20 protein-coding genes are annotated in these 18,997 nt (G+C 71.3%); 4 read left to right on the forward strand and 16 right to left on the reverse strand.

Features of this window, described 5'->3' with window-relative positions:
* Positions 1-15 precede the first annotated feature (15 nt).
* The gene (locus DFJ67_RS02860; RefSeq protein WP_116066428.1) at positions 16-432 is read left to right on the forward strand and encodes a nitroreductase/quinone reductase family protein; all 417 of its coding nucleotides are present in this window, start codon (positions 16-18) and stop codon (positions 430-432) included.
* Here DFJ67_RS02860 and DFJ67_RS02865 read toward each other — a convergent pair.
* The 11 genes from DFJ67_RS02865 to DFJ67_RS02915 are packed head-to-tail and all read right to left on the reverse strand — an operon-like array spanning position 419 to position 11,508.
* A complete protein-coding gene (locus DFJ67_RS02865; protein ID WP_116066429.1) occupies positions 419-940 on the reverse strand; it encodes an NAD(P)H-dependent oxidoreductase in 522 nt (173 codons plus the stop codon). The genes DFJ67_RS02860 and DFJ67_RS02865 overlap by 14 nt on opposite strands.
* Positions 937-1,425, reverse strand: a complete 489-nt coding sequence (locus DFJ67_RS02870) for a flavin reductase family protein (RefSeq protein ID WP_116066430.1) — start codon at positions 1,423-1,425, stop codon at positions 937-939. Before DFJ67_RS02870 ends, DFJ67_RS02865 begins: the two co-directional genes overlap by 4 nt.
* Entirely contained in the window at positions 1,419-2,171 is a 753-nt protein-coding gene (locus tag DFJ67_RS02875; RefSeq protein ID WP_116066431.1) for an alpha/beta hydrolase, read from the reverse strand. The genes DFJ67_RS02870 and DFJ67_RS02875 overlap by 7 nt, the downstream gene beginning before the upstream one ends.
* Positions 2,149-3,834: an FAD-dependent monooxygenase gene (locus tag DFJ67_RS02880; protein ID WP_116066432.1), complete on the reverse strand. Its 1,686-nt coding sequence runs from the start codon at positions 3,832-3,834 to the stop codon at positions 2,149-2,151. Before DFJ67_RS02880 ends, DFJ67_RS02875 begins: the two co-directional genes overlap by 23 nt.
* Complete coding sequence (locus DFJ67_RS02885) at positions 3,831-5,165, reverse strand: NtaA/DmoA family FMN-dependent monooxygenase (RefSeq protein WP_116066433.1); 1,335 nt, start codon at positions 5,163-5,165, stop codon at positions 3,831-3,833. Before DFJ67_RS02885 ends, DFJ67_RS02880 begins: the two co-directional genes overlap by 4 nt.
* Positions 5,162-6,004, reverse strand: a complete 843-nt coding sequence (locus DFJ67_RS02890) for an ABC transporter ATP-binding protein (protein WP_116066434.1) — start codon at positions 6,002-6,004, stop codon at positions 5,162-5,164. Before DFJ67_RS02890 ends, DFJ67_RS02885 begins: the two co-directional genes overlap by 4 nt.
* On the reverse strand, positions 5,994-6,806 hold the full coding sequence (locus DFJ67_RS02895) for an ABC transporter ATP-binding protein (protein WP_203784389.1): 813 nt from the start codon (positions 6,804-6,806) through the stop codon (positions 5,994-5,996). Before DFJ67_RS02895 ends, DFJ67_RS02890 begins: the two co-directional genes overlap by 11 nt.
* Entirely contained in the window at positions 6,806-7,669 is an 864-nt protein-coding gene (locus tag DFJ67_RS02900) for an ABC transporter permease (protein WP_116066436.1), read from the reverse strand. Before DFJ67_RS02900 ends, DFJ67_RS02895 begins: the two co-directional genes overlap by 1 nt.
* Position 7,670: 1 nt before the next feature.
* Complete coding sequence (locus DFJ67_RS02905) at positions 7,671-8,639, reverse strand: ABC transporter permease (protein WP_203784388.1); 969 nt, start codon at positions 8,637-8,639, stop codon at positions 7,671-7,673.
* Positions 8,636-10,147: an ABC transporter substrate-binding protein gene (locus tag DFJ67_RS02910; protein ID WP_203784387.1), complete on the reverse strand. Its 1,512-nt coding sequence runs from the start codon at positions 10,145-10,147 to the stop codon at positions 8,636-8,638. The genes DFJ67_RS02905 and DFJ67_RS02910 overlap by 4 nt, the downstream gene beginning before the upstream one ends.
* 20 nt (positions 10,148-10,167) lie before the next feature.
* Positions 10,168-11,508, reverse strand: a complete 1,341-nt coding sequence (locus tag DFJ67_RS02915; RefSeq protein ID WP_116066438.1) for an NtaA/DmoA family FMN-dependent monooxygenase — start codon at positions 11,506-11,508, stop codon at positions 10,168-10,170.
* Positions 11,509-11,845: 337 nt separating this feature from the next.
* On the opposite strand from DFJ67_RS02915, the gene DFJ67_RS02920 reads away from it, so the two are divergent.
* Both DFJ67_RS02920 and DFJ67_RS43170 read left to right on the forward strand, forming a co-directional pair.
* Complete coding sequence (locus DFJ67_RS02920; protein WP_116066439.1) at positions 11,846-12,721, forward strand: LysR family transcriptional regulator; 876 nt, start codon at positions 11,846-11,848, stop codon at positions 12,719-12,721.
* Between the two features lie 183 nt (positions 12,722-12,904).
* Complete coding sequence (locus tag DFJ67_RS43170; protein WP_211333951.1) at positions 12,905-13,201, forward strand: cupin domain-containing protein; 297 nt, start codon at positions 12,905-12,907, stop codon at positions 13,199-13,201.
* On the opposite strand, the gene DFJ67_RS02930 is transcribed toward DFJ67_RS43170, so the two are convergent.
* The 3 genes from DFJ67_RS02930 to DFJ67_RS02940 form a co-directional block, all read right to left on the reverse strand.
* On the reverse strand, positions 13,198-14,082 hold the full coding sequence (locus tag DFJ67_RS02930; RefSeq protein WP_170215731.1) for an NAD(P)-dependent oxidoreductase: 885 nt from the start codon (positions 14,080-14,082) through the stop codon (positions 13,198-13,200). The genes DFJ67_RS43170 and DFJ67_RS02930 overlap by 4 nt on opposite strands.
* A gap of 66 nt (positions 14,083-14,148) precedes the next feature.
* Positions 14,149-15,321, reverse strand: a complete 1,173-nt coding sequence (locus DFJ67_RS02935) for a SpoIIE family protein phosphatase (protein WP_116066441.1) — start codon at positions 15,319-15,321, stop codon at positions 14,149-14,151.
* The gene (locus DFJ67_RS02940; protein ID WP_116066442.1) at positions 15,318-16,121 is read right to left on the reverse strand and encodes an alpha/beta fold hydrolase; all 804 of its coding nucleotides are present in this window, start codon (positions 16,119-16,121) and stop codon (positions 15,318-15,320) included. The genes DFJ67_RS02935 and DFJ67_RS02940 overlap by 4 nt, the downstream gene beginning before the upstream one ends.
* Before the next feature lie 160 nt (positions 16,122-16,281).
* On the opposite strand from DFJ67_RS02940, the gene DFJ67_RS02945 reads away from it, so the two are divergent.
* Entirely contained in the window at positions 16,282-16,455 is a 174-nt protein-coding gene (locus tag DFJ67_RS02945; protein ID WP_090798239.1) for a CsbD family protein, read from the forward strand.
* A gap of 51 nt (positions 16,456-16,506) precedes the next feature.
* On the opposite strand, the gene DFJ67_RS02950 is transcribed toward DFJ67_RS02945, so the two are convergent.
* Positions 16,507-17,559, reverse strand: coding sequence for a questin oxidase family protein (locus DFJ67_RS02950; protein ID WP_116066443.1), 1,053 nt, complete (start codon positions 17,557-17,559; stop codon positions 16,507-16,509).
* Between the two features lie 188 nt (positions 17,560-17,747).
* Positions 17,748-18,926, reverse strand: coding sequence for an ROK family transcriptional regulator (locus DFJ67_RS02955; RefSeq protein WP_116066444.1), 1,179 nt, complete (start codon positions 18,924-18,926; stop codon positions 17,748-17,750).
* Positions 18,927-18,997: the final 71 nt, after the last annotated feature.

The raw sequence follows: 18,997 nt of genomic DNA on the forward strand, positions 1-18,997 counted from the left end.
CTCACAGGTGCACCCATGACCACCTTCAACGACACCATCATCGAGAGCTTCCGGGCCAACGCCGGCGTGCTCGGCGGTCACTGGGAGGGGAAGACCACCCTCCTGCTGCACACGCCGGGCCGCAGGTCGGGCCGGGAGTTCGTCAATCCGCTCGTCGCGGCGCCCTACGGCGCGTCTTACATCGTGTGCGGCAGCGGTGGCGGCACGCCACAGGACCCGCAGTGGGTGGCCAATCTGGAGGCCGTCGACGGGCCCGTGACCGTCGAGCTCGGCGCGCACACCGCCGTGGCCGACCATCGGGTGGTCCGCCACGGCCGCGACGACGACTGGGAGCAGCTCTATGGGGTGTGGCGCACCTACTGGCCGGACGCCGCAGGCTATGAGAAGCAGACCGACCGGAAGTTCCCGGTCGCGGTGATCACCGTGCGGTGACTAGCGCCGCCGCCACCGCGTCGCCGTGGTCGGTGGCCCATTTCGCCGCCGCCTCCGCCGGGTTGGCGGCCTCGGGTTCGAGGATGGCCAGCGGTGGAGCGGAGACGGTGGCGCCCAGCTCGATGAGCAGGTCGGTCAGGGCCCGGCCCACCGACAGCCGGTGTGCCTCCGACGCGGCGATGGCCACCGGCACCGCGACGACGCCGGCCAGCTCGCGGTGGCCGAACCGGTCGAGGAAGACCTTGAGCAGGCCCGTGTAGGTGCCCTTGTAGGTCGGCGTGGCCACGACGAGCAGCCTCGCGGCCCGGACCAGCGCGAACGGGTCGTCGACCGGCGCCGGTGCGATCGCCGGCGCCGGGCCGAACGTGATCCCGACCAGCTCGCTGAGCTCCAGCTCGCGGTGGTCGTCGAGCCCGACTCGAACCGCCAGCTCGCCCAGGACGGCGACGGCCAGCGACCGGGTACGCGACCCCGGCCGCGGATTCCCGATCAGCGCCACCGCCGTCATGCCGCCACCGCCCCGTACTGTCCACTGTGGTAGAGCAGCGGGCGCCGGCTCTCGTCGTGTTGGCCGTCGAGCGGTTCGGCCAGCACGATCGCGTGGTCGCCGGCGGTGACCCGGTCGGTCACCCGGCACAGCAGCCACGCGACCGGCGAGGCCAGCAGGGGCACGCCGTGTGGGCCGAGGCGCCAGTCGGTGTGCGCGGCGAAGCGATCGATGCCGCTGGTCGCGAACGTTCGCGCGATCTCCTGCTGCCGTTCGTCGAGCAGGTGGACGCCGACGTGCGAGGCCTGCTCCAGCGTCGGCCAGCTCGACGAGCCCCGGTCGAGGCAGAACGAGATGAGCGGCGGGCGCAGCGAGACCGAGGTGAACGAGGTCGCGGTGAAGCCGACCGGTGGGGAGCCGGGCGCCGTGACCACCGTGACGGTCGCGGCCTGCCGGCGCAGCAACGTGCGGAAGGAATCCGTACCCAATGTCGATGTCGTCACCACGTGCTCGTTTCCGTCTCGACGATGGGCGCCAGCCGCGGCGTGCCGCGCAGCGCCTCCAGGAACGTGACGATGTGTGCGGCCACCGACCGGTGCGACAGGTCGTTGAGCACGTCGTGGTGCGCGCCCCGCACGGTCGTCAACCGCACCGACGGGAGCGCCTTGGCCAACCGGCTCAGCGCCGCCCGGTCGGCCAGCGGGTCGGCGTCGCCGACCAGCAGCAGGTGCGGCGGCTCGGCGGTGCTGCCATAAGCGGCGTCGAGCAACGCGGCCGGCACGGCCGTGGCGAACGTGCCCGGCCGGATCGCCGCGTCGTCGGTGAGCACACCGCGATGGACCGGGCAGTGGGTACGCGCGTCGAGCTCCTCGTCCCACTCCAGCGCGTGTGCGTCGTAGCCGGGCAGGCCGGCGAGCACGACCGCGTCCGGCCACCACGGCGCCAACGGCTGCGGCCTCGCGACGAGCGCGCCGATCGCGGCCGCCCCCGTGTCGGCGCCGATCAGCACCAGCGGTGCCGCCCGGTCCTCGATGCCCGCGACAGCGGAGGCCAGCGACTCTTCGAAGGCCGGCAACGAACCGTCGAAGGCCGGCAGCACCCGGACCCGGTAGGCGTCGGCGGCCAGCCGGCTGCCGAAGCGGGTGTAGCTGTCCGGCGTCTCGCCGCGCCCGGCGACGACCAGAACGGTGCCCCGGACGCGCAACCCCGGCGGAGGAGCGAAGTCGCGTTCAGACCGCAGCGGTGAGCTCATGGCGGATCCCTTCCGTGGTCGAGGTGGTGTGGCCGAGGACGCGGTCGAGCACGGCGGCCGCGCCGCCGGCCGGGAGCGGGCCGCCGCGCCAGGCGACGTGTTGGTCGGGGCGGACGAGCACGGTGTCGGCGCCGTAGAGGGCACGTACGGACTCGTCGACGAGGTGCACCACCGTGAACGGCAGGGCCCGGTCGGCCGCCGCGGCGGCGAAGGCCTTTTCCACCGCGCGGTCGCCGGTGAAGACCAGCAGCGCGAGGTCGTTGCCGAGCCGGTCGTAGAGCGTGTCGCCCCACGGGTCGACGTATCCGTCCGGCGCCCGGTGGCCGGGCCGGGGATCGTCCTCGTAATGGTCGGGCTGCCAGGGCGCCTCCCCGGCGAGGTGCTCGTACCAGATGATCCCGGACGCGTCGTAGCGCTCGTCGAACGTCACGCCGGGCGCTTCGCCGCCTTCGCCATCCAGCAGAGCGCGGATCCGGTCGCGGCGCTCCTCGGCCGCCGGCGTCTCGTCGGCATCGTCGGGCACCCCGATCCGGCGGATCTCGGCGAGCCGTTCGCGGCCGCGGCGGGCCCGGTCGAGGGCGTGGTCGGCGACCCGCCAGTTGTGCGGGCGGCGCTCGTCGTCGTAGGAGTCGAGCAGCGCGTCGGCGCCGTGCCCGGCCAGCACCGCGGCGAGCTTCCAGCCGAGGTTGACCACGTCGCCGAAGCCCTCGCCGAGGTTGCCGCCCGGGGTGCGCACGTGCGCGGCGTCGCCGGCCAGCAGCACCCGGCCTTTCCGGAACGTCGACGCGATCCGGGTGGCCTGGTAGTAGGTCGTCGACGACGCGAGTTCGAGGTCGAGGTCGAACCCGAACGCGGCCCGGGCGACGGCCAGCAGTTCGTGCTCGGGCGGGTCGGCGTCCAGCGGGTAGGGACCGGCGTAGACCCGCCACTCGCGGGTGCTGATGGCCGCGAGGAAACCCGACGCGTGCTGGTTGAACACGATGTTGGTGCCGCTCGGCGCCGGGCCGGCCCGCTCGAAGCCCGCGCCGGTGCGCACCACCAGCCGGAACATCTTCTCGTCGGCGTAGCCGCCCTCGCGGTCGATGCCGGCGAGCCGGCGCACGGTGCTGCTGCCGCCGTCGGCGCTGATCACGTAGCGCGACCGGATCACCCGGGTGGTGGCGCCGACCACCGTCGTCTCGACGCCGTCGCCGGTCTCCCGCAGGGCCTCGACCCGCCACCCGCCGGCGACGGTGACCCCACGGTCGGCCAGGTGGTCGAGGAACGCCTGCTGCAACGCTGTCTGCGGCCGCCGGATCGGCGCCGCCAGCGAGTGCCGGCCCGCCCCCGGCTCGGCGAACGCCCGCCGCTGGCGGGACACCAGGTCGTGCCCGATCAGCGAGGTCGCCACCCGGATGCCGCGGTTCCACTCGGGCGGGAAGGTCCAGCCGTCGCGGATCCGCTGGAGCACGCCCCAGCGGCGGAAGTGCTCGACCACCCGGGGCGAGTGGCCCATCGCGCCGGCCCGCACCAGGGCGGCCGAGGTGCCGCGGTCGACGACGGCCACGTCGACACCGCGGCCGGCCAACTCGATCGCGGCGGACAGGCCGACCGGGCCGGCCCCGACGACCAGCACGTCGACCTCGTCGGGCGGGGTGGCGACGGGAAAACGCACGTCGCTCATCGGACCGCCTCCGCCACGGTCCAGCGGTTCGCCGGAATCGGCAGGCCGAGGTTGCCGCGCAGGGTCTCGGCCTCGTACTCGGTGCGGAACAGGCCGCGGGCCCGCAGGATCGGCACCACGTCGGCGACGAACCGATCGAGATCTTCATGGGTACGGAAGCCCAGGTTGAGCCCGTCGAAGGTGCCGGCGGCGAACCAACCCTCGATGGTCTCGGCGACCGTGCGCGGATCGCCGGTGAACGGCGACGGCTGGTAGTCGGTGAAGGCCAGCACCGTCTCGCGCAGCGTGAGCTTCTCCTCCTTGGCCCGGCGGATGACCTCGGCGCCCCGGGTACGCCCGCCCCGCTCGGCCAGGTCGGCGACGTCCGGGAACGGCGCGTCGAGGTCGTGCTGTGCGAAGTCGTAGGCGCCGAAGGCCCGCCCGAACGCGGCGAGCTTGCGCGGGAAGTCGTTGTCGCTGTCGAAGATCTCGCGGGAGAGCCGGTGCGCCTCGGCGTCGGTGCCGGCGATCACCGGCGCGGCGCCGAGGAAGATCAGCACGTGGTCGGGGTCGCGGCCGACCGCGGCGGTGCGCCGCTTGATGTCGGCGTAATAGTCGCGGGTCTGCTCCAGCGAGCCACCCGGCGCGTAGATGCCCTCGGCGACGTGCGCGGCCAGGTTGCGGCCCTCCTCGGAGACGCCGGCCTGGAAGATCACCGGCTGGCCCTGCGGCGAGCGGGAGATGTTGAGCGGCCCGGCGACCTTGAAATGCTCACCCTCGTGGTCGAGGGCGTGCAGCTTGGCCGGGTCGACGAACAGGTCCCGCTCGACGTCGGCGGGGAACGCGTCGTCTTCGTAGGAGTCCCACAGGCCGCGTACGACCGTGACGTGCTCGAGCGCGCGGCCGTAGCGGGTGGCGTAGTCGAGGTGCTCGTCGAGGCCGTAGTTGCGGGACGTGCCGGAGTCGAGGCTGGTGACCACGTTCCAGCCGGCCCGGCCGCGGCTGATGTGGTCGAGGGAGGCGAACCGGCGGGCCACGTTGAACGGCGAGTTGTAGGTCGAGCTGAGCGTGCCGACCAGGCCGATGTGTCGGGTGTGGACGGCGACCGCCGACAGCAGCGTCAGCGGCTCCAGCCGGTTGAGATAGTGCGGGGGATAGGTCGCGTTGATGAACTGACTGTCCACAATAAACAGTGCGTCGAACTTCGCGTGCTCGGCGGCCTTGGCCTGGGCGATATACCAGTCGATGTCGATGCTGGCGTTCTTCGGGACGCGCGGGTCCTTCCACAGGTTGTGCTGGCCGGGGCCGCCGACCCCGTACGCGCGCAGAGCGAGTTTGATCTGACGGGTCATGCTGGTCCTCCGCTGGTGCGTAGCAGTTCGCGCAGCTCCTCGCGCTGGGCCCGGTCGGCCCGGGCGGAGCGCAGCGTCGGCGCGGAGCCGACGAGCAGGCGGGTGTAGGCGTGCCGCGGCGTGTTGACGACGGCGCGGGCCGGGCCGTCTTCGACGATCCGGCCCTGGTAGAGCACGGCGATGCGATCGGCGATCCCGGCGACGGAGCCGAGGTCGTGGGAGATGAAGACGAGCGCGGTGCCGGCGTCGCGCAGCTCCTTGAGGAACTCGAGCGCCAGCACCCGGTTGGCGGCGTCGAGGGCGCTCACGGGTTCGTCGAGGATGACCACCCGAGGGTTGGTGACCAGCGCCCGCGCGATCGTCACCCGCTGCCGCTGGCCGCCGGAGAGCTCACCGGGCAGCCGGCTCAGCAGCTCTTCGTCGAGGCCGACGCGGGCGACACACGACCGGATCCGCTCGGCGGCTTCGCGCAGCGGTCGGCCCTGGATCAGCAGCGGTTCGACCAGCGAGTTTTCGACGGTGAGGTCGGGGTCGAGGCTGCGCAGCGGGTCCTGGAACACATACTGGACCACCCCGCGGCGGCGCAGCGCCCGCCACTGCCGCCCACGGAAACCGGTGACCTCCTCGCCCGCGACGACGATCCGGCCCGCGGACGGGCGAACCAGTCCCACCACGGCGCGGGCGAACGTCGACTTGCCCGATCCGGTCTCGCCGATCACGCCGACGGTCTCGCCCGGTGCCACCGACAGGTTGACCCGACGCAGCGCGTGCAGGCGGCCCTGCCGGCGGCGGTAGTGCACGTCGAGGTCGGTCACCTCCAACACCGGCTCAGGCGACATGGGCCAGCTCCCTGACCTGATCGAGCCCGTATCGCGCATGCTCGGCGATCAGCAGCTTGGTGTATTCGTGCCGCGGCTCGTAGAGGATCCGCTCCACCGGGCCCTGCTCGACCGTCTCGCCGGCCCGCAGCACCAGCACCTCGTCGCAGAGCTGCGCGACGACGGCCAGGTCGTGTGACACGACGACGAGCGCCAGCCCGGTGCGCTCCTGGAGCTCGGCGAGCAGGTCGAGGATCTCGGCCTGGACGGTGACGTCGAGGGCGGTGGTCGCCTCGTCGGCGATCAGCACCCGCGGGTCGGCCGCGATCGCCGTGGCGATCAGGACCCGCTGCAACATCCCGCCCGACAGCTCGTGCGGGTATTGCTGGTAGATCACATCGGGGTCGCGCAGCCGCACCGCGTCGAGCAGTTCGACCGCCCGGCGTTTGGCCGCGCGCCGGGCGAGGCCCTTCTTGACCCGCACCACCTCGGCGATCTGGTTGCCCACCTTGAGCGACGGGTTGAGATAGGAAGCGGGGTCCTGGAACACGGCGCTGACGGTGGAGCCGCGCAGCGCGGTCCACTCCTTGCGGCCCAGCCCGGCGACGTCGCGCCCGTCGACCTCGATCGAGCCGCCGGCCACGGTGAAGTGCTCCGGCAGGATGCCCAGCACGGCGCGGCAGGTCAGCGTCTTGCCGCTGCCCGACTCCCCCACGATGCCGACGGCCTTGCCCGGGGTCAGCTCGAACGAGACGCCGCCGACGACGTCGCGGCCGGAAACCCCATTGTGGATGGTGACATCTCGCAGTGACAGCAGCGTCATCATGCCTCCCTCGCCGCGGCAGCGCGGACCTTGCGGTTGTTGAGCAGCGCCCGGCCGGCCTCGCCGGTGACATCGCGGATCGCGTCGGCGAGCAGGTTGCAGGCCCACACCGTCGCCATGATCAGCGCGGTCGGGATCAGCGGCGCCCACGGCTGGAAGCTCAGATAGCCCAGCTCGGCGGCCAGCACGCCACCCCAGGTCGGTGCCGGCGGCTGCACGCCGATGCCGAGGAATGTCAGGCTGGACACCACGACGAAGCCGACGCCGGTGGTGTTGGCCAGCGCGACCGCGATCGGCGGCAGCACCTTGACCCAGACGTGCCTGCGCACCACCCAGCCGACCGACGCGCCGGCCACGATCGCCGCCTCCACGTAGGGCGACCGGGCGACCGAGAGAGTGGCGGCCCGGGCGACCCGGTAGAACAGCGGGGAGACCATGATGCCGACCACGAACATGGCCTGCGGGATGCCGTTGCCGAGCAGGGCGGTCACCGCGACGGCGAACACCAGGAACGGTAGGGCGATCAGGGTGTCGGCGAGCCGCAGCGTGACCCACTCGAACGGGCGGCCGAGGTAGACCGAGAGAATGCCCGGCACCACCCCGACCACCAGGGCGATGAGCGCGACCTGCACGGCGCCGAGCACGCTGACCCGGGAGCCATCGAGCAGCCGGCTGAGCACGTCGCGGCCGAGATAGTCGGTGCCGAGCAGGTGCGCCGTCGACGGCGACGCGAGGATGTCGGTGCCGCCCTCGAGCGGGTCGTGCGGTGCGATGATCGGCCCGAGCACCGCGAGCAGCGCGACCGCGACGAGGATGCCGAACGCGATGCGGCCCGAGGTCAGGCCCAGGATCCGGCGGACCACGTCACACCCCTCTCGCCGAGGCCGGCGCGACCCGGGCCAGCACGAGGTTGACCACCAGGTTGAACGCGACGACGAGCACGATCGAGACGACGAGTACGCCCTGCACGGCCGGCACGTCGCCGCGCTGGGCCGAGCCGGCGGCGAACTGGCCGAACCCCGGCATCCCGAAGATCGCCTCGGTGACGACCGCGCCGCCGAGCAGGTTCGGGAACTTGAGGCCGAGCACCGCCAGCGCCGGCCCGATCCCGTTGCGCAGCACGTGCCGGAAGAAGATCCGGTGCGGGCCGAGACCGCGTACGACGGCGCCCGTCACATAGTTCTCCCGGTAGGCCGCCACCAGCCCGGCCCGGAGCTGGCGGGCGACGTCGGAGATGGTGTCGAAGCTGAGCGCGATGGCCGGCAGCGTGATGTGTGCCAGCCAGACGCCGAGCCCCCGCTCCGCCGGCGAGTAGCCGGCGGAGGGGAACCAGCCGAGCCCGACCGCGAAGACGCCGACGAGCGCGATGCCGACCACGAACGACGGCATCACCGAGATGACCGTCATGAAGCCGGTGATCGCCCGGTCGACCCAGGTCGTGCGGCGCAGCGCCGCGAGGACGCCGAAGCCGAACCCGAACACCACGCCGATCAGCAGGGCCAGGGCGGCGACCGAGAGGCTGATCACCGCACCCTCGGCCAGCAGCCGGGAGATGTCCGCGCCGTTGTACCAGCTCGTGCCGAGGTTGCCGTGCAGCACGTCACCGAACCAGTCGAAATACTGGGTCAGGAACGGCCGGTCCAGGCCCCACTGGTGCTCGATCTGTGCGATCGCCTCCGGCGTGGCCGACTCGCCGAGCTGGAGGTTAGCCGGGCTGAGCCCGCTGAGGGCGCGCAGCGCGAACGTCACGAACGTCGCCACCAGGAAGACCGGCACGAAGATCGCGATCGACCGGCCGAGCACCCGCAGCGTGCCCCGCAACAGCCTGGTCACGGCTCGACCTTCAGCCCGGCCCAGTGGATCTGGCCCGGAATCGGGGTGATGGCCGAGACCTTCTTCGTCTTCACGAAGATGTTGGGCTGCGAGTAGGTGAACACCAGCGCCCTGCTCCGCAACCCGACGCGGGTGGCGGCCTGGAGGTTCTTCGCGTAGTCGGGCGAGTCCAGCGGCGTGCTGCGGGCCACCGCGACCGCTTCGGCGAAGCCCGCCGGCTCATACGGTGTGCTCAGGTTGAGCGGTCCGTTCGGTCCGAAGTGGGCGGTCAGGGTCTGCACGGGCGACTCGCGCCCGGTCGTGCCGTACACGGAAAGCGTCAGGTCCTTGGCGAAGAACGGCTTCTCCCAGTTGGGGTCGACCTTGATGGTGACGTCGATCCCGACCGCCTTGAGCTGCGACTGCACGATCTCCGACGCGGTCGCGTAGGTGGCGCCCTGGATGACCAGGTCGAGCTTGATCTGGCCGGGTGCGTAGCCGGCCTCCGCCAGGAGCTGCTCGGCCTTATCCGGGTCGTAGGGGAAGAGGTTGGCGGACTGCTCGTCGTAGGCGACGTACCCCGGCGGGAACGGCTGGTCGGTGGCCTTGCCCTTGCCGAAGGTGACCTTGTCGACATACTCCTGCCGGTTGGTGGCGTAGCGGACCGCGTCGACGACCTTCGGGTTGGTGAACGGCGCCTTGTTGACGTTGATGCTGATGTTCGACGCGTTGAAGCCCGGCTGGTAGACGACGTCGAGCCCGGCCGCTTCCGCCGCCTTGATCTGCGCCGCGCCGAGGTTGGCGAAGTCGTAGGCGCCGGTCTTGAGCCCGGAGACGATCGTCGCGGCGTCCGGCGCCGGCTGGAGCTCGACCCGGTCGATGTGAATGTTGGCGGCGTCCCAGTAGTCGGGGTTCTTCTTCAGGTAGACGTGCGAGCCCGGCACGTTGTCGGTGACCACGAACGGGCCCGCGCCGACCGGCGACTGGTCGAGCTTCGCCGGGTCCTGTGCCGCCTTCGGGCTGGTGATCTGCGCGACCCGCTCCCCCAGCAGCAGCGGGATCTGGTAGTCGACCTGGGTGAGCGCGATGACCACGTCAACATCGCCCTGCGCGGTCACCGACTTGATCGAGGTGAGGTCGCCGAAGAGCGCCGAGTTCTTCTGCGTCTTCGCTCGCTCCAGATAGGACTTGACCGCCGCGGCGTTCAGCGGCTCACCGTCGGAGAACTTCAGGTTGGGCCGCAGGTGGAAGGTCACCTGGTCGCCGGTGGCGTTGTAGTCCCACCCCTTCGCGAGGCTGGGCACCGCCTTGCCGGTCTCGTCGATCTCGGTGAGCGACGCGTACGCCAGCGACAGGATCCGGAACTGCGCCCCGCTGCCGCTGACCACCGGGTCCCAGTGCGCGGGCAGGGTCACCGCCCAGCGCAACGTCGACTCGCCCGCGGCGCCACCGCTCCCGCCGTCGCCGGCGCAACCGGCGAGACCCAGGGTGACGGCGGCGAGGGCAGCGGCCCATCGTTTCAGCTTCATCGTCATGCCTTCCTGGGCAATCACGGAACGGGAACGAGACGGGCGGCGGTGTGCACGTTCTCGGGAATCGGGAGGCCCAGGTTGCCGCGGAGGGTGGTGGCCTCGTACTCGCTGCGGACGACGCCGCGCTCGCGCAGGATCGGCAGGACGCCCTCGGTGAACCGGGCGAACTCGCTCGGCGCGTTGACCGTGACGTTGACGCCGTCGAACGCGCCGGCCTCCCACCAGCGCTGGATCTCGTCGGCCACGGTGCGCGGCGAGCCCACGAACGGCGACCGGCGCGAGTCCAAGGTGTGCTGCACGACCTGGCGCAGCGTGAATCCGTTGTCGCGGGCCAACTTCTTGATGCGATCAGCCTGGGTACGGAAGCTGCGGTCACCGAGGTCGCCGAGTTCCGGGAAGGGCGCGTCGAGGTCGTATTGCGAGAAGTCGTGCCAGCCGAACGGGCGACCGAGTTCCTTGAGCGCGCGGTCGAAGTTCTTCCCGCCGAGGATCCGCTGTTCCTTCACCCGGGCTTCCTCGTCGGTGTCGGCGAGCACCAGGCTGATGCCGGGAACGATCAGGACGTTGTCGGGATCGCGCCCCTTGGCCGCGGCCCGGGCCCGGATGTCTTTGGCGAAGGCCTGGCCCTGCTCGATGGTTTGAGCGTGCGTGAAGATCGCCTCGGCGATGCCGGCGCCCAGATCACGTCCCTCGTCGGAGTCGCCGGCCTGGAAGATGACCGGCTGGCCCTGTGGCGACCGCTGGAGGTTGAGCGGGCCGACGACGGAGAAGTGCTCGCCGACGTGGTTGAGCGGGTGCTGCCGGGTCCGGTCGAAGAAGACGCCGCGTTCCTTGTCGCGCGGGAAGGCGTCGTCCTCGTAGGAGTCCCAGAGACCCTGCACGACGCGTACGTGCTCCAGCGCCCGGCCGTACCGCGTGGCGTAGTCGTAGTGCTCTTGACGCCCGTAGTTGCCGGCCGTGCCGCCGTCGCCGGTCGCCACGACGTTCCAGCCGGCCCGGCCGCCGCTGATCACGTCGAGCGAGGCCAGCCGGCGGGCCACGTTGAAGGGATCGTTGTAGGAGGTGGTGAGCGTGCCCACCAGGCCGATGTTGGTGGTGTGCACGGCCACCGCCGACAGTAGCGTCAGCGGTTCGAGCCGGTTGAGGTAGTGGTTCGGCGAGTCCGGGGTGATGAACTGGCTGTCGACGATGAAGACGTGGTCGAACTTGGCGGCCTCGGCCTCCTGGGCCCGGGCGATATACCAGCGGATGTCGACGCTGGCGTCGCCCGGGATCTCGGGGTCGAGCCAGGTGCTGTGCTGGCCCGGCCCGCCGACTCCGAGGAGAACGGCGCCGAGCTTGAGAGTCCTGCGAGTCATGGTGTACGTGGCCCTTCGATTGACGACGGCGGGGCGCGCGGGTACGCGGCGGCACCGCGCGTTCGTGGGGACGCGCGGCTACACCGTGGGTGGCGGGTTGGTTGGCTGACAGGCGGGCGGCGGTGCCGGCCCGTCGGTTAGTGGCGCGGGTGCCGGGTCAGCAACAGAGCGCCGCGGCGCTTCGACCGTAGTCAAGCCAGCGGCGACTGATCAGCATCACTGCGGGTCGCGGGCTCATGCTTCTGAGTATGTGGTGGCCCCGTGAGCGGTGTCCAACGAAGGATCGTGATGTGGATCCATTACCGCTGCTAATCGAATTCCTAGTAACCTGGTAGGCATGAGCGGGAATCTGGACATCGTTCCGTTGCGCAGCTTCGTGGCGGTCGCCGACTGCGGCAGCTTCCAGCGTGCCGCGACATCGCTGCACCTCACCCAGGGCGCGGTCAGCCAACACGTCCGTCGCTTGGAGGAGACCCTCGGCCGCAGCCTGGTCGAACGGCACGGCCGGGGCTCCCGCTTCACCCCCGACGGCGAGACGCTGCTCGGCCACGCCCGGCGGATCCTGCACGTGCACGACGAGACCCTGCGCGCGCTCTCGGTCGAGCCCGACCAGACCCTGGTGATCGGCTCGACCGAACACGCCGCCGCCCAACTCCTCCCCGAGTTGGCGACCGCGCTCACCGCGACCATCACCGACTACCGGATCCGCTTCCGCATCGACCGCGGCGCGCAACTCCGCTCGCAACTCGGCGACGGCCGGGTCGACCTGGCCCTGCTGATCGGCCCACCCGACGAGCCCGACGCCCGCACGGTCGGCGAACTGGAGCTGACCTGGTATGCGGCACCGGGCTGGCAGCGGCCGGGCCGCGGTCAACCGATCCCGATCGCGGCCTTCGACGCGCCGTGCGCGCTGCGTACCCGGGCGTTGGAGACCCTCGCCGCCTCCGGCGTCGCCGCCGAGGTCGGCGCCGAGGCCGCACACCTCGCCGGCGTCCAGGCGGCCGTGCGGGCCGGGCTGGGCATCGGCCTGATGGCTACGCTGGGCCAGTGCCCCGAAGGGCTCGTCGCCCGCGAAGACCTGCCAGCCGCGCACCCATTGCCGCTGTCCCTGTCACCGCGGCGCGGCCTGCCGGCCGGCCTCGCCGACGCGACGGCCGCGTCGCTGACCCGCCTGCTCGCCACCACACCCACCCCGCTGTTGGGAGCCGCCTGATGTCCGCAGAAGACCCGCTCCGCACGCCCAGCGGGGTGCTCGTGCCCGCTGGCACCGACCCGTTCCACCGGCGCCTGCACCGCATCGCACCGGCCGGCCTGATCGACCAGACCTCACAGACCACCGGCATGCGCCGGCGCGAGGCGATCAGCGGCAAAAACGGTTGGCGCCGAGCACCTGTGGATGGGCCAGACCCACGTGCCGGCCAGCACCAACTCGGGCAACCACCACCACGGCTCGTCGGAGACCGCCATCTTCGTACTCTCCGGGACGCCGTTGTTCGTCTTTCTCGATGTGGAAGGCGACGAGCCGATCGAGACCCGCGTCCAGACCGCACCCGGCGACTACATCTTCGTGCCGCCCTTCGTGCCGCACCGGGAGGAGAACCCCGACCCCGACACGGAGGCCGTGGTGGTGATCGCCCGCACGACCCAGGAAGCCATCGTCATCAACCTCGACGGCCTCAACTGGTCTGTCTAGCGCAGCGCCAACAGGGCGGCGCTGATGTCTTCGCGGCCGTGGCCGGCCGCGACGGCGGTGTGCCATTGCCGGGACAGCGCGGCCAGCAGGGGCGGCACGTCGTCGCCCGCCGAGTCGATGGCCAGGTCGATGTCCTTGAGGGCCCATTCGAGCGGGAACTCGGGCGCGAAGTCGCCTCTGTCCATCTTGTGCAGCTTCGCGTCGGCGATCGGCGCGTCGAGTGGGCCGCCTTCGATGGCGTCCGCCAACTCCTCGTGGCCGATGTCGAAGCGGTCGGCCAGGGCCATCGTCTCGGCGACACCCTCGATCAGGATCGACATGTAGGCGTTGACGACCACCTTCATCTGGCTGCCGCGGCCGGCCTCGCCGAGCCATACCGTCCGGCGGCCCAACACGTCGAAGATCGGGCGCAGCGGTTTCGCCGCGGCGTGCGGTCCCGATGCGAGGATGAGGAGTTGACCCTGCTCGGCGGGGCCCTTGCTGCCGGAGACAGGTGCGTCGACGAACCTGACCGCAGGCCGCGTGGCCGCGAGCCGGTCTCGCGTCCGCAGCGTCGCCGGGACGCCGATCGTGCCCATCTGCGCCCACACCGCGCCGTCGGCGAACGCGTCGACCGTGCCGCTGTCGAACATCACGGCGTCGAGCACGTCGGCGGTGGACAGCATCGTGATCACCACCGCCGCGTCCGCGACCGCCTCGCGTGCCGTCGCCTCGACCACCACACCCGCATCAGCGAGCGGTGCCGTCGCCGAGGCCGACCGGTCCCAGACCCGGGTGGTGAAGCCTGCGGCCACCAGGTTGCGGGCCATCGCCGAACCCATGATTCCCGCGCCGATCACGGCGACCGGCGCGCCCGCCTCAACGCTCATCGGGACTGCCATCGAGGATCTCCCTCCCGCGGCCTCCTGGCACAACATAACCCCGGAGCGGCAGGTGGCGTGCCGGTCTCACGACCCTGGAGCGGTTACCCCCAGGGCCATCATCGCGACGTCGTCGTCGAGGTCGCCGGCGAGCCGGCCGACGAGGCCGGTGAGTTCCGCGACGACGGCGTCGGCGGTGGTCGGTGCGACGTTCGCGACGAACGACCGCAGGGCCTCGCTTCCGTAGCGGCCGCCGGCCGGGTCGGTGCGGGCCTCGGTCAGCCCGTCGCTGTAGAGGATCAGCGTGTCGCCGGCGGCCAACGCGAAGCTGCGGGCGACCAGGCGCGGGGTGGCCAGGATGCCGATCAGGGTGCCGCCGAGGGTCGGCTGATAGTCGACGGTGCCGTCGGCCCGGGCCAGCAACGGCGCCGGGTGGCCACCGCCGGCGATGGTGACGGCATAGCCCGACGGAGTGGGTGTCAGCACGCCGAAGGTGACCGTGCAATGACGGTGTCCTTCGCTGCCGTAGTCCTGGAACAGCACCGCGTTGAGGTTGGCCAGCACGGCCGTGGGCGTCGCGTCGTAGACGGCCGCCGCTCGCAGGGTGTAGCGGGCGGCCGCGGTCACCGCCGCCGCGTCGATGCCCTTGCCGCGGACGTCACCGAGGAAGAACCCCCACCGGCCGCCGTCGAGCGGGAACAGGTCGTAGAAGTCTCCGCCGACCTCGTCGGGCGATGCCATGTGGTAGTGGGCGGCGGCCTGCATGCCGGGCGGGGTCGGCAACGACGCCGGCAGCAGGCTGCGTTGCAGGCCGGCGACCAGCAGCCGCAGCCGCTCCCGTTCCCGCTCGGCGACCTGCCGCGCCCGGAGCAACTCCTGCTCGTACGCGCGTCGTGCCCGGGCGTCGAAGACGGTGGTGCGGATCAGCAACGGCTGACCATCGCTGCCGGTCTTGACCGTCGAGGTGACCAGCACGGGCAGCCGGGTGCCGTCGGCGGCCTTCAGGTCGAGCGCGATGCCGTTGACCTCGCCCTGCATCTGGAGCAACGGCGCGAAATGCGTCTCGTGGTAGATCTTGCCGCCGACGGTGAGCAGGTCGCTGAAGCGGCGCCGGCCCACGAGTTCGTCGCGGCTGTAGCCCAGCCAGCCGAGCAACGTGCTGTTGACTTTGGCGATCGTCCCATCGAGCAATGTGGACAGATTTCCGCACGGCGCGTGGTCGTAGAGCTCGTCGAGATCGTGTTCGACCGCGTCGTTCATCGAAGCGCGGCTGCGAAGGACGCGATGGCCGCGGTGGTCGCCCCCGGCGCGCTGAGCTGCGGGCAGTGGCCGGTGGCGTCGAGCGTGACCAGTTGGCTGCCCGGGATCTGTGCGTGCACGAACTCGCCCACCTCCGGCGGGGCGATCGCGTCGTTGGCGCACTGGAGCACCAGCGTCGGCACGGTGACCTTCGCCAGGTCGTCGCGGTTGTCGGACAGGAACGTCGTGTGGGCGAAGGCCCGGGCGACGGTGGGGTCGGTGCGGCAGAAGCTGTCGGTCAGCTCCGCACCGAGCTCGGGCCGATCGGGGTTTCCCATGATCACTGGTGCCATCGCCGCGGACCAGCCGAGGTAGTTGCTGTCGAGCGACTCCAGCAGCTCGTCGATGTCGGCGCGGCTGAAGCCGCCCCGATAGTCGCCCTGGTCGATGTAGCAGGGTGACGGGGTCAGCAGCACCAGCGCGGCGAACCGGTCCGGCTCGCGGTTGGCGGCCAGCACCCCGATCATCGCGCTGACCGAGTGTCCGACGAACACCACGTCGCGCAGCGCGAACTCGCGGCAGATCTCCAACACGTCGTCGGCGTAGCCGTCGAGGGTCGAATATCGCTCGGCGTTCCACGCGGACAGATCGGACCTTCCCGCCCCAACATGGTCGAAAAGGAGGATCCGGGACTCGCGGCCCAGGTCGGGAGTCACCAGCCGCCACATGTTCTGATCACAGCCGAACCCGTGCGCCAACATGATCACCGGACCGTCGGCGCGGCCCGTGAACACCACGTTGCTCCGGGCGCGCACATCCATGCCGCAATCCTCGCACCGTCGACCGGAGACGACGAACCGCCAAAGGAGACGGGTGACACATCCCGTTTCATCTGTCGACGGTTGGGCACTCGATAGAGGTCACCACACCCCCAGAGGGATTCCATCCCGAGGACCGTGGTGCGCAGAGATGAGGAATCGCATGGGACTCGACGACAAAGCCAAGAACAAGGCCCAAGAGGCCGGCGGCGAGGTCAAAGAGCACGTCGGCAAGGCCACTGACGACAAGGACCTCGAGAACGAGGGCCGCGGCGACAAGGCGTCGGCAGACGTGAAGCAGGCCGGCGAGAAGATCAAGGACGCATTCAAGCGCTGATCTCGAGAGCATCCGGTGGCCGGCGTCGCGCGACGCCGGCCACTGGCATGTTCAGCGCGCGGACACCCGACCCCGGAAGCGCTCCGCGCCAACCAGCAGAGTCACGTCCCGGGTACGCGCGTACTCGCGCCCCGCGGCCTCGGTCAGCTTGATCACGTGTTCGTCGCCGTGCTCGATCGCGCGGGCGTCGAGCGTCTCCAGCAGCGCACCGGGGTCAGCGTCGGCGGCGGCGGCCTCCGCCGGAAGGCGCGGCGAGGCGAACGCGGCGACGATCCCGCCGACCACTTGCCAGCTCGCCGCGACGCTCGCCCGCCGCAGCTCGGCCGGCAACTCGGGCAGCACGAGGCGGACGGCCGCGGGTGCGGTCACCGCGTGGCAGAACGCGATCGGCGCGTCCTCCCGGGCGACCAGCACGCGGGCAGCGGCGCCGATGAGCTCGTCGAGCGCGTCATCCGGCGTCTGCGGCGCGTGCCACTCGTCGAGACCCTCGGCGAGGCCGTCGAGCCGGCACAGCGACACCAACCGACCGCCGATGCCCAGGCCCTCGGACGCTATCGCCGGGTCGAGCCGAGGCAGCCGGCGCAGGGCGGTGACCGAATCGGATCCGCCCACGAGACTCGGGTCGCCGGGCAGGGTCTGGTAGCGCGCCGCCCAGAAACCCAGCCCCTGGGCGAGCTCGTCGACCAGCAGTGGATGCGGCTCGGCACCGGCAGCGCGCAGTGACCGCACCGCGTGCGCCGTGCGGATCACGCCGTGGGTCGCGCTCGCGGCCAGGCCGGGCAGCAACCTCGGCCACCACCGCAACAGCAGGTCGCGCCAGGACAGCTCCTGTGCCTGGCGGCGCAGGTAGGCGGTCCAGTCGCCGAACAGCGCCGCGTCGCCGAGACGCTCGCGCCAGTCGTCATCGGTGATGCCGCGACGAACCTCCGGAGCGGCATCGAGCCGGGCGCGATAGCCGTCGACCCAACCAGGAACGGCGGCGGAGCCGCCCAGATGGGTCAGCGCTTCGGCGGCCATCGGCCCGTGATTCGCGAGAAAACCGTCGAACTCGGGGCCGGTGCCACGTAACCGGTCGAGGGCGTCGAGGAGCACCTGATCAGTCATGATTGTCTATCCTGCGACCTCAACCCGGCTTGAGGTCAACTCCTAGGCCCTCTTTCATGGCTGGGGTCGAGGCGAGGCGGAGTCCAGGTGTCGTCTGGGCGTGCGGCGGCTTTGCCCGGATACCGGTGTTGTATCCGGGTGAAGGCGCCGTGCGGTCAGGCGGCGCCTGGACCCGCCGCAGCCCGGCCTCAGCCATGAAAGAGGGCCTGAGCGGCCGGGCCCGGTGTGTGGCCCGGTGCGATCGACGCCTGCACGACGAGGGCCGCGGCGCCGATGCCGGCCGCGTCGCGGGGCTGGGCCGACAACTCCACCGTCACCGGGTGCCGGTGTCGCGAGTGGGCGGTCCGCTCCAGGTGTGCCCGCACCCGCCGGGTGTAGATCGAGCCGGCCACCGCGACTCCCGGCCCGGTCAGCACGAGCCGGCCGAGGTCGAGCAGGTTGACGACCGAGGTGACCGCGACGGCGAGGTGCCCGGCCGCGCGGTCGAGCACCTCGAACGCGACCCGGTCGCCGTTGACCGCCGCCCGGGCGACCGCGTCGTGGGCCCCGGAGATGGTGGGGCCCAGGCGGTCGCGCAGCGTAGGGATCTCCCGGGCCGTCTCGACAACGGCTGCCATCGACGCATATCGCTCGATGCAGCCCTGGTTGCCGCACGGGCAGGCGCGGCCCTCGTAGTCGATGGAGAGATGGCCGAGTTCGCCCGCGTCGAAACTGGCACCGCGAAAAAGGGCGCCACCGAAAACGAATCCGGCGCCGATGCCGGTCGACACATAAATGCTGCCGAACACCTGCTCGCGGGAGACCCGGCGGCTCCAGAACTCGCCGAGTGCGGCAGCGGCCGCGTCGTTTTCCACGATGACCGGCAGGCCTATTTTCGCGGCCAGTTCGGCGCGGAACTCGGGCGGCGCGGGCTCACCCGGATAGGGCGCCGGAGCGACGACCGCCAACCCTTCGATGCGGTCGACGGGCAGGTCGAGGCCGTTGGTGAAATCGTCGAACCGGGTGGCCAGCAACTCCGGCAGGGCGCCCGCGGAACGCGGCACCACCTCCCGGCCGACCATTCCGCCGGTCAGGTCGATCGCCACGCAGGTGATCGTGTCGACGCCCAGGTGGAAACCGACACCGAAACGGTTGGCGGGGCTTATCGCGATCAGTTTCCGCGGCTTTCCCCGCGGTGAGCCGGCCGAGCCGGTCTCGTGGATGATGCCGTCGGTGATGAGGTCGCGAACGATGTTCGAGATCGACGGCTGGGTCAGGCCGGTCAGTTCGGCGAGTTCCGCCCGGCTGATCGTGCCCGCGGACCGGATGACGTCGACGATGAGCGCGCGGCTGCCGGGTCCGGCAGCGGGCGCTTCACGGCGGGCCATGGGTGTGTTCGTCTCCGGTCTCGTGCCGATGCTCGGGCTCAGGCGCTACCGTACCTGCCGATAGGCGGACG

The organism is Asanoa ferruginea (assembly GCF_003387075.1).
Lineage (GTDB): Bacteria > Actinomycetota > Actinomycetes > Mycobacteriales > Micromonosporaceae > Asanoa > Asanoa ferruginea.

What these genes read in the sequence shown, in the direction of transcription:
- DFJ67_RS02860 (WP_116066428.1), top strand. Translation starts at nt 16, where the DNA reads ATGACCACCTTCAACGACACCATCATCGAGAGCTTCCGGGCCAACGCC.
- DFJ67_RS02865 (WP_116066429.1), bottom strand. Translation starts at nt 940, where the DNA reads ATGACGGCGGTGGCGCTGATCGGGAATCCGCGGCCGGGGTCGCGTACC.
- DFJ67_RS02875 (WP_116066431.1), bottom strand. Translation starts at nt 2,171, where the DNA reads ATGAGCTCACCGCTGCGGTCTGAACGCGACTTCGCTCCTCCGCCGGGG.
- DFJ67_RS02880 (WP_116066432.1), bottom strand. Translation starts at nt 3,834, where the DNA reads ATGAGCGACGTGCGTTTTCCCGTCGCCACCCCGCCCGACGAGGTCGAC.
- DFJ67_RS02885 (WP_116066433.1), bottom strand. Translation starts at nt 5,165, where the DNA reads ATGACCCGTCAGATCAAACTCGCTCTGCGCGCGTACGGGGTCGGCGGC.
- DFJ67_RS02890 (WP_116066434.1), bottom strand. Translation starts at nt 6,004, where the DNA reads ATGTCGCCTGAGCCGGTGTTGGAGGTGACCGACCTCGACGTGCACTAC.
- DFJ67_RS02895 (WP_203784389.1), bottom strand. Translation starts at nt 6,806, where the DNA reads ATGACGCTGCTGTCACTGCGAGATGTCACCATCCACAATGGGGTTTCC.
- DFJ67_RS02910 (WP_203784387.1), bottom strand. Translation starts at nt 10,147, where the DNA reads ATGAAGCTGAAACGATGGGCCGCTGCCCTCGCCGCCGTCACCCTGGGT.
- DFJ67_RS02915 (WP_116066438.1), bottom strand. Translation starts at nt 11,508, where the DNA reads ATGACTCGCAGGACTCTCAAGCTCGGCGCCGTTCTCCTCGGAGTCGGC.
- DFJ67_RS02920 (WP_116066439.1), top strand. Translation starts at nt 11,846, where the DNA reads ATGAGCGGGAATCTGGACATCGTTCCGTTGCGCAGCTTCGTGGCGGTC.
- DFJ67_RS43170 (WP_211333951.1), top strand. Translation starts at nt 12,905, where the DNA reads ATGGGCCAGACCCACGTGCCGGCCAGCACCAACTCGGGCAACCACCAC.
- DFJ67_RS02930 (WP_170215731.1), bottom strand. Translation starts at nt 14,082, where the DNA reads ATGGCAGTCCCGATGAGCGTTGAGGCGGGCGCGCCGGTCGCCGTGATC.
- DFJ67_RS02935 (WP_116066441.1), bottom strand. Translation starts at nt 15,321, where the DNA reads ATGAACGACGCGGTCGAACACGATCTCGACGAGCTCTACGACCACGCG.
- DFJ67_RS02940 (WP_116066442.1), bottom strand. Translation starts at nt 16,121, where the DNA reads ATGGATGTGCGCGCCCGGAGCAACGTGGTGTTCACGGGCCGCGCCGAC.
- DFJ67_RS02945 (WP_090798239.1), top strand. Translation starts at nt 16,282, where the DNA reads ATGGGACTCGACGACAAAGCCAAGAACAAGGCCCAAGAGGCCGGCGGC.
- DFJ67_RS02950 (WP_116066443.1), bottom strand. Translation starts at nt 17,559, where the DNA reads ATGACTGATCAGGTGCTCCTCGACGCCCTCGACCGGTTACGTGGCACC.
- DFJ67_RS02955 (WP_116066444.1), bottom strand. Translation starts at nt 18,926, where the DNA reads ATGGCCCGCCGTGAAGCGCCCGCTGCCGGACCCGGCAGCCGCGCGCTC.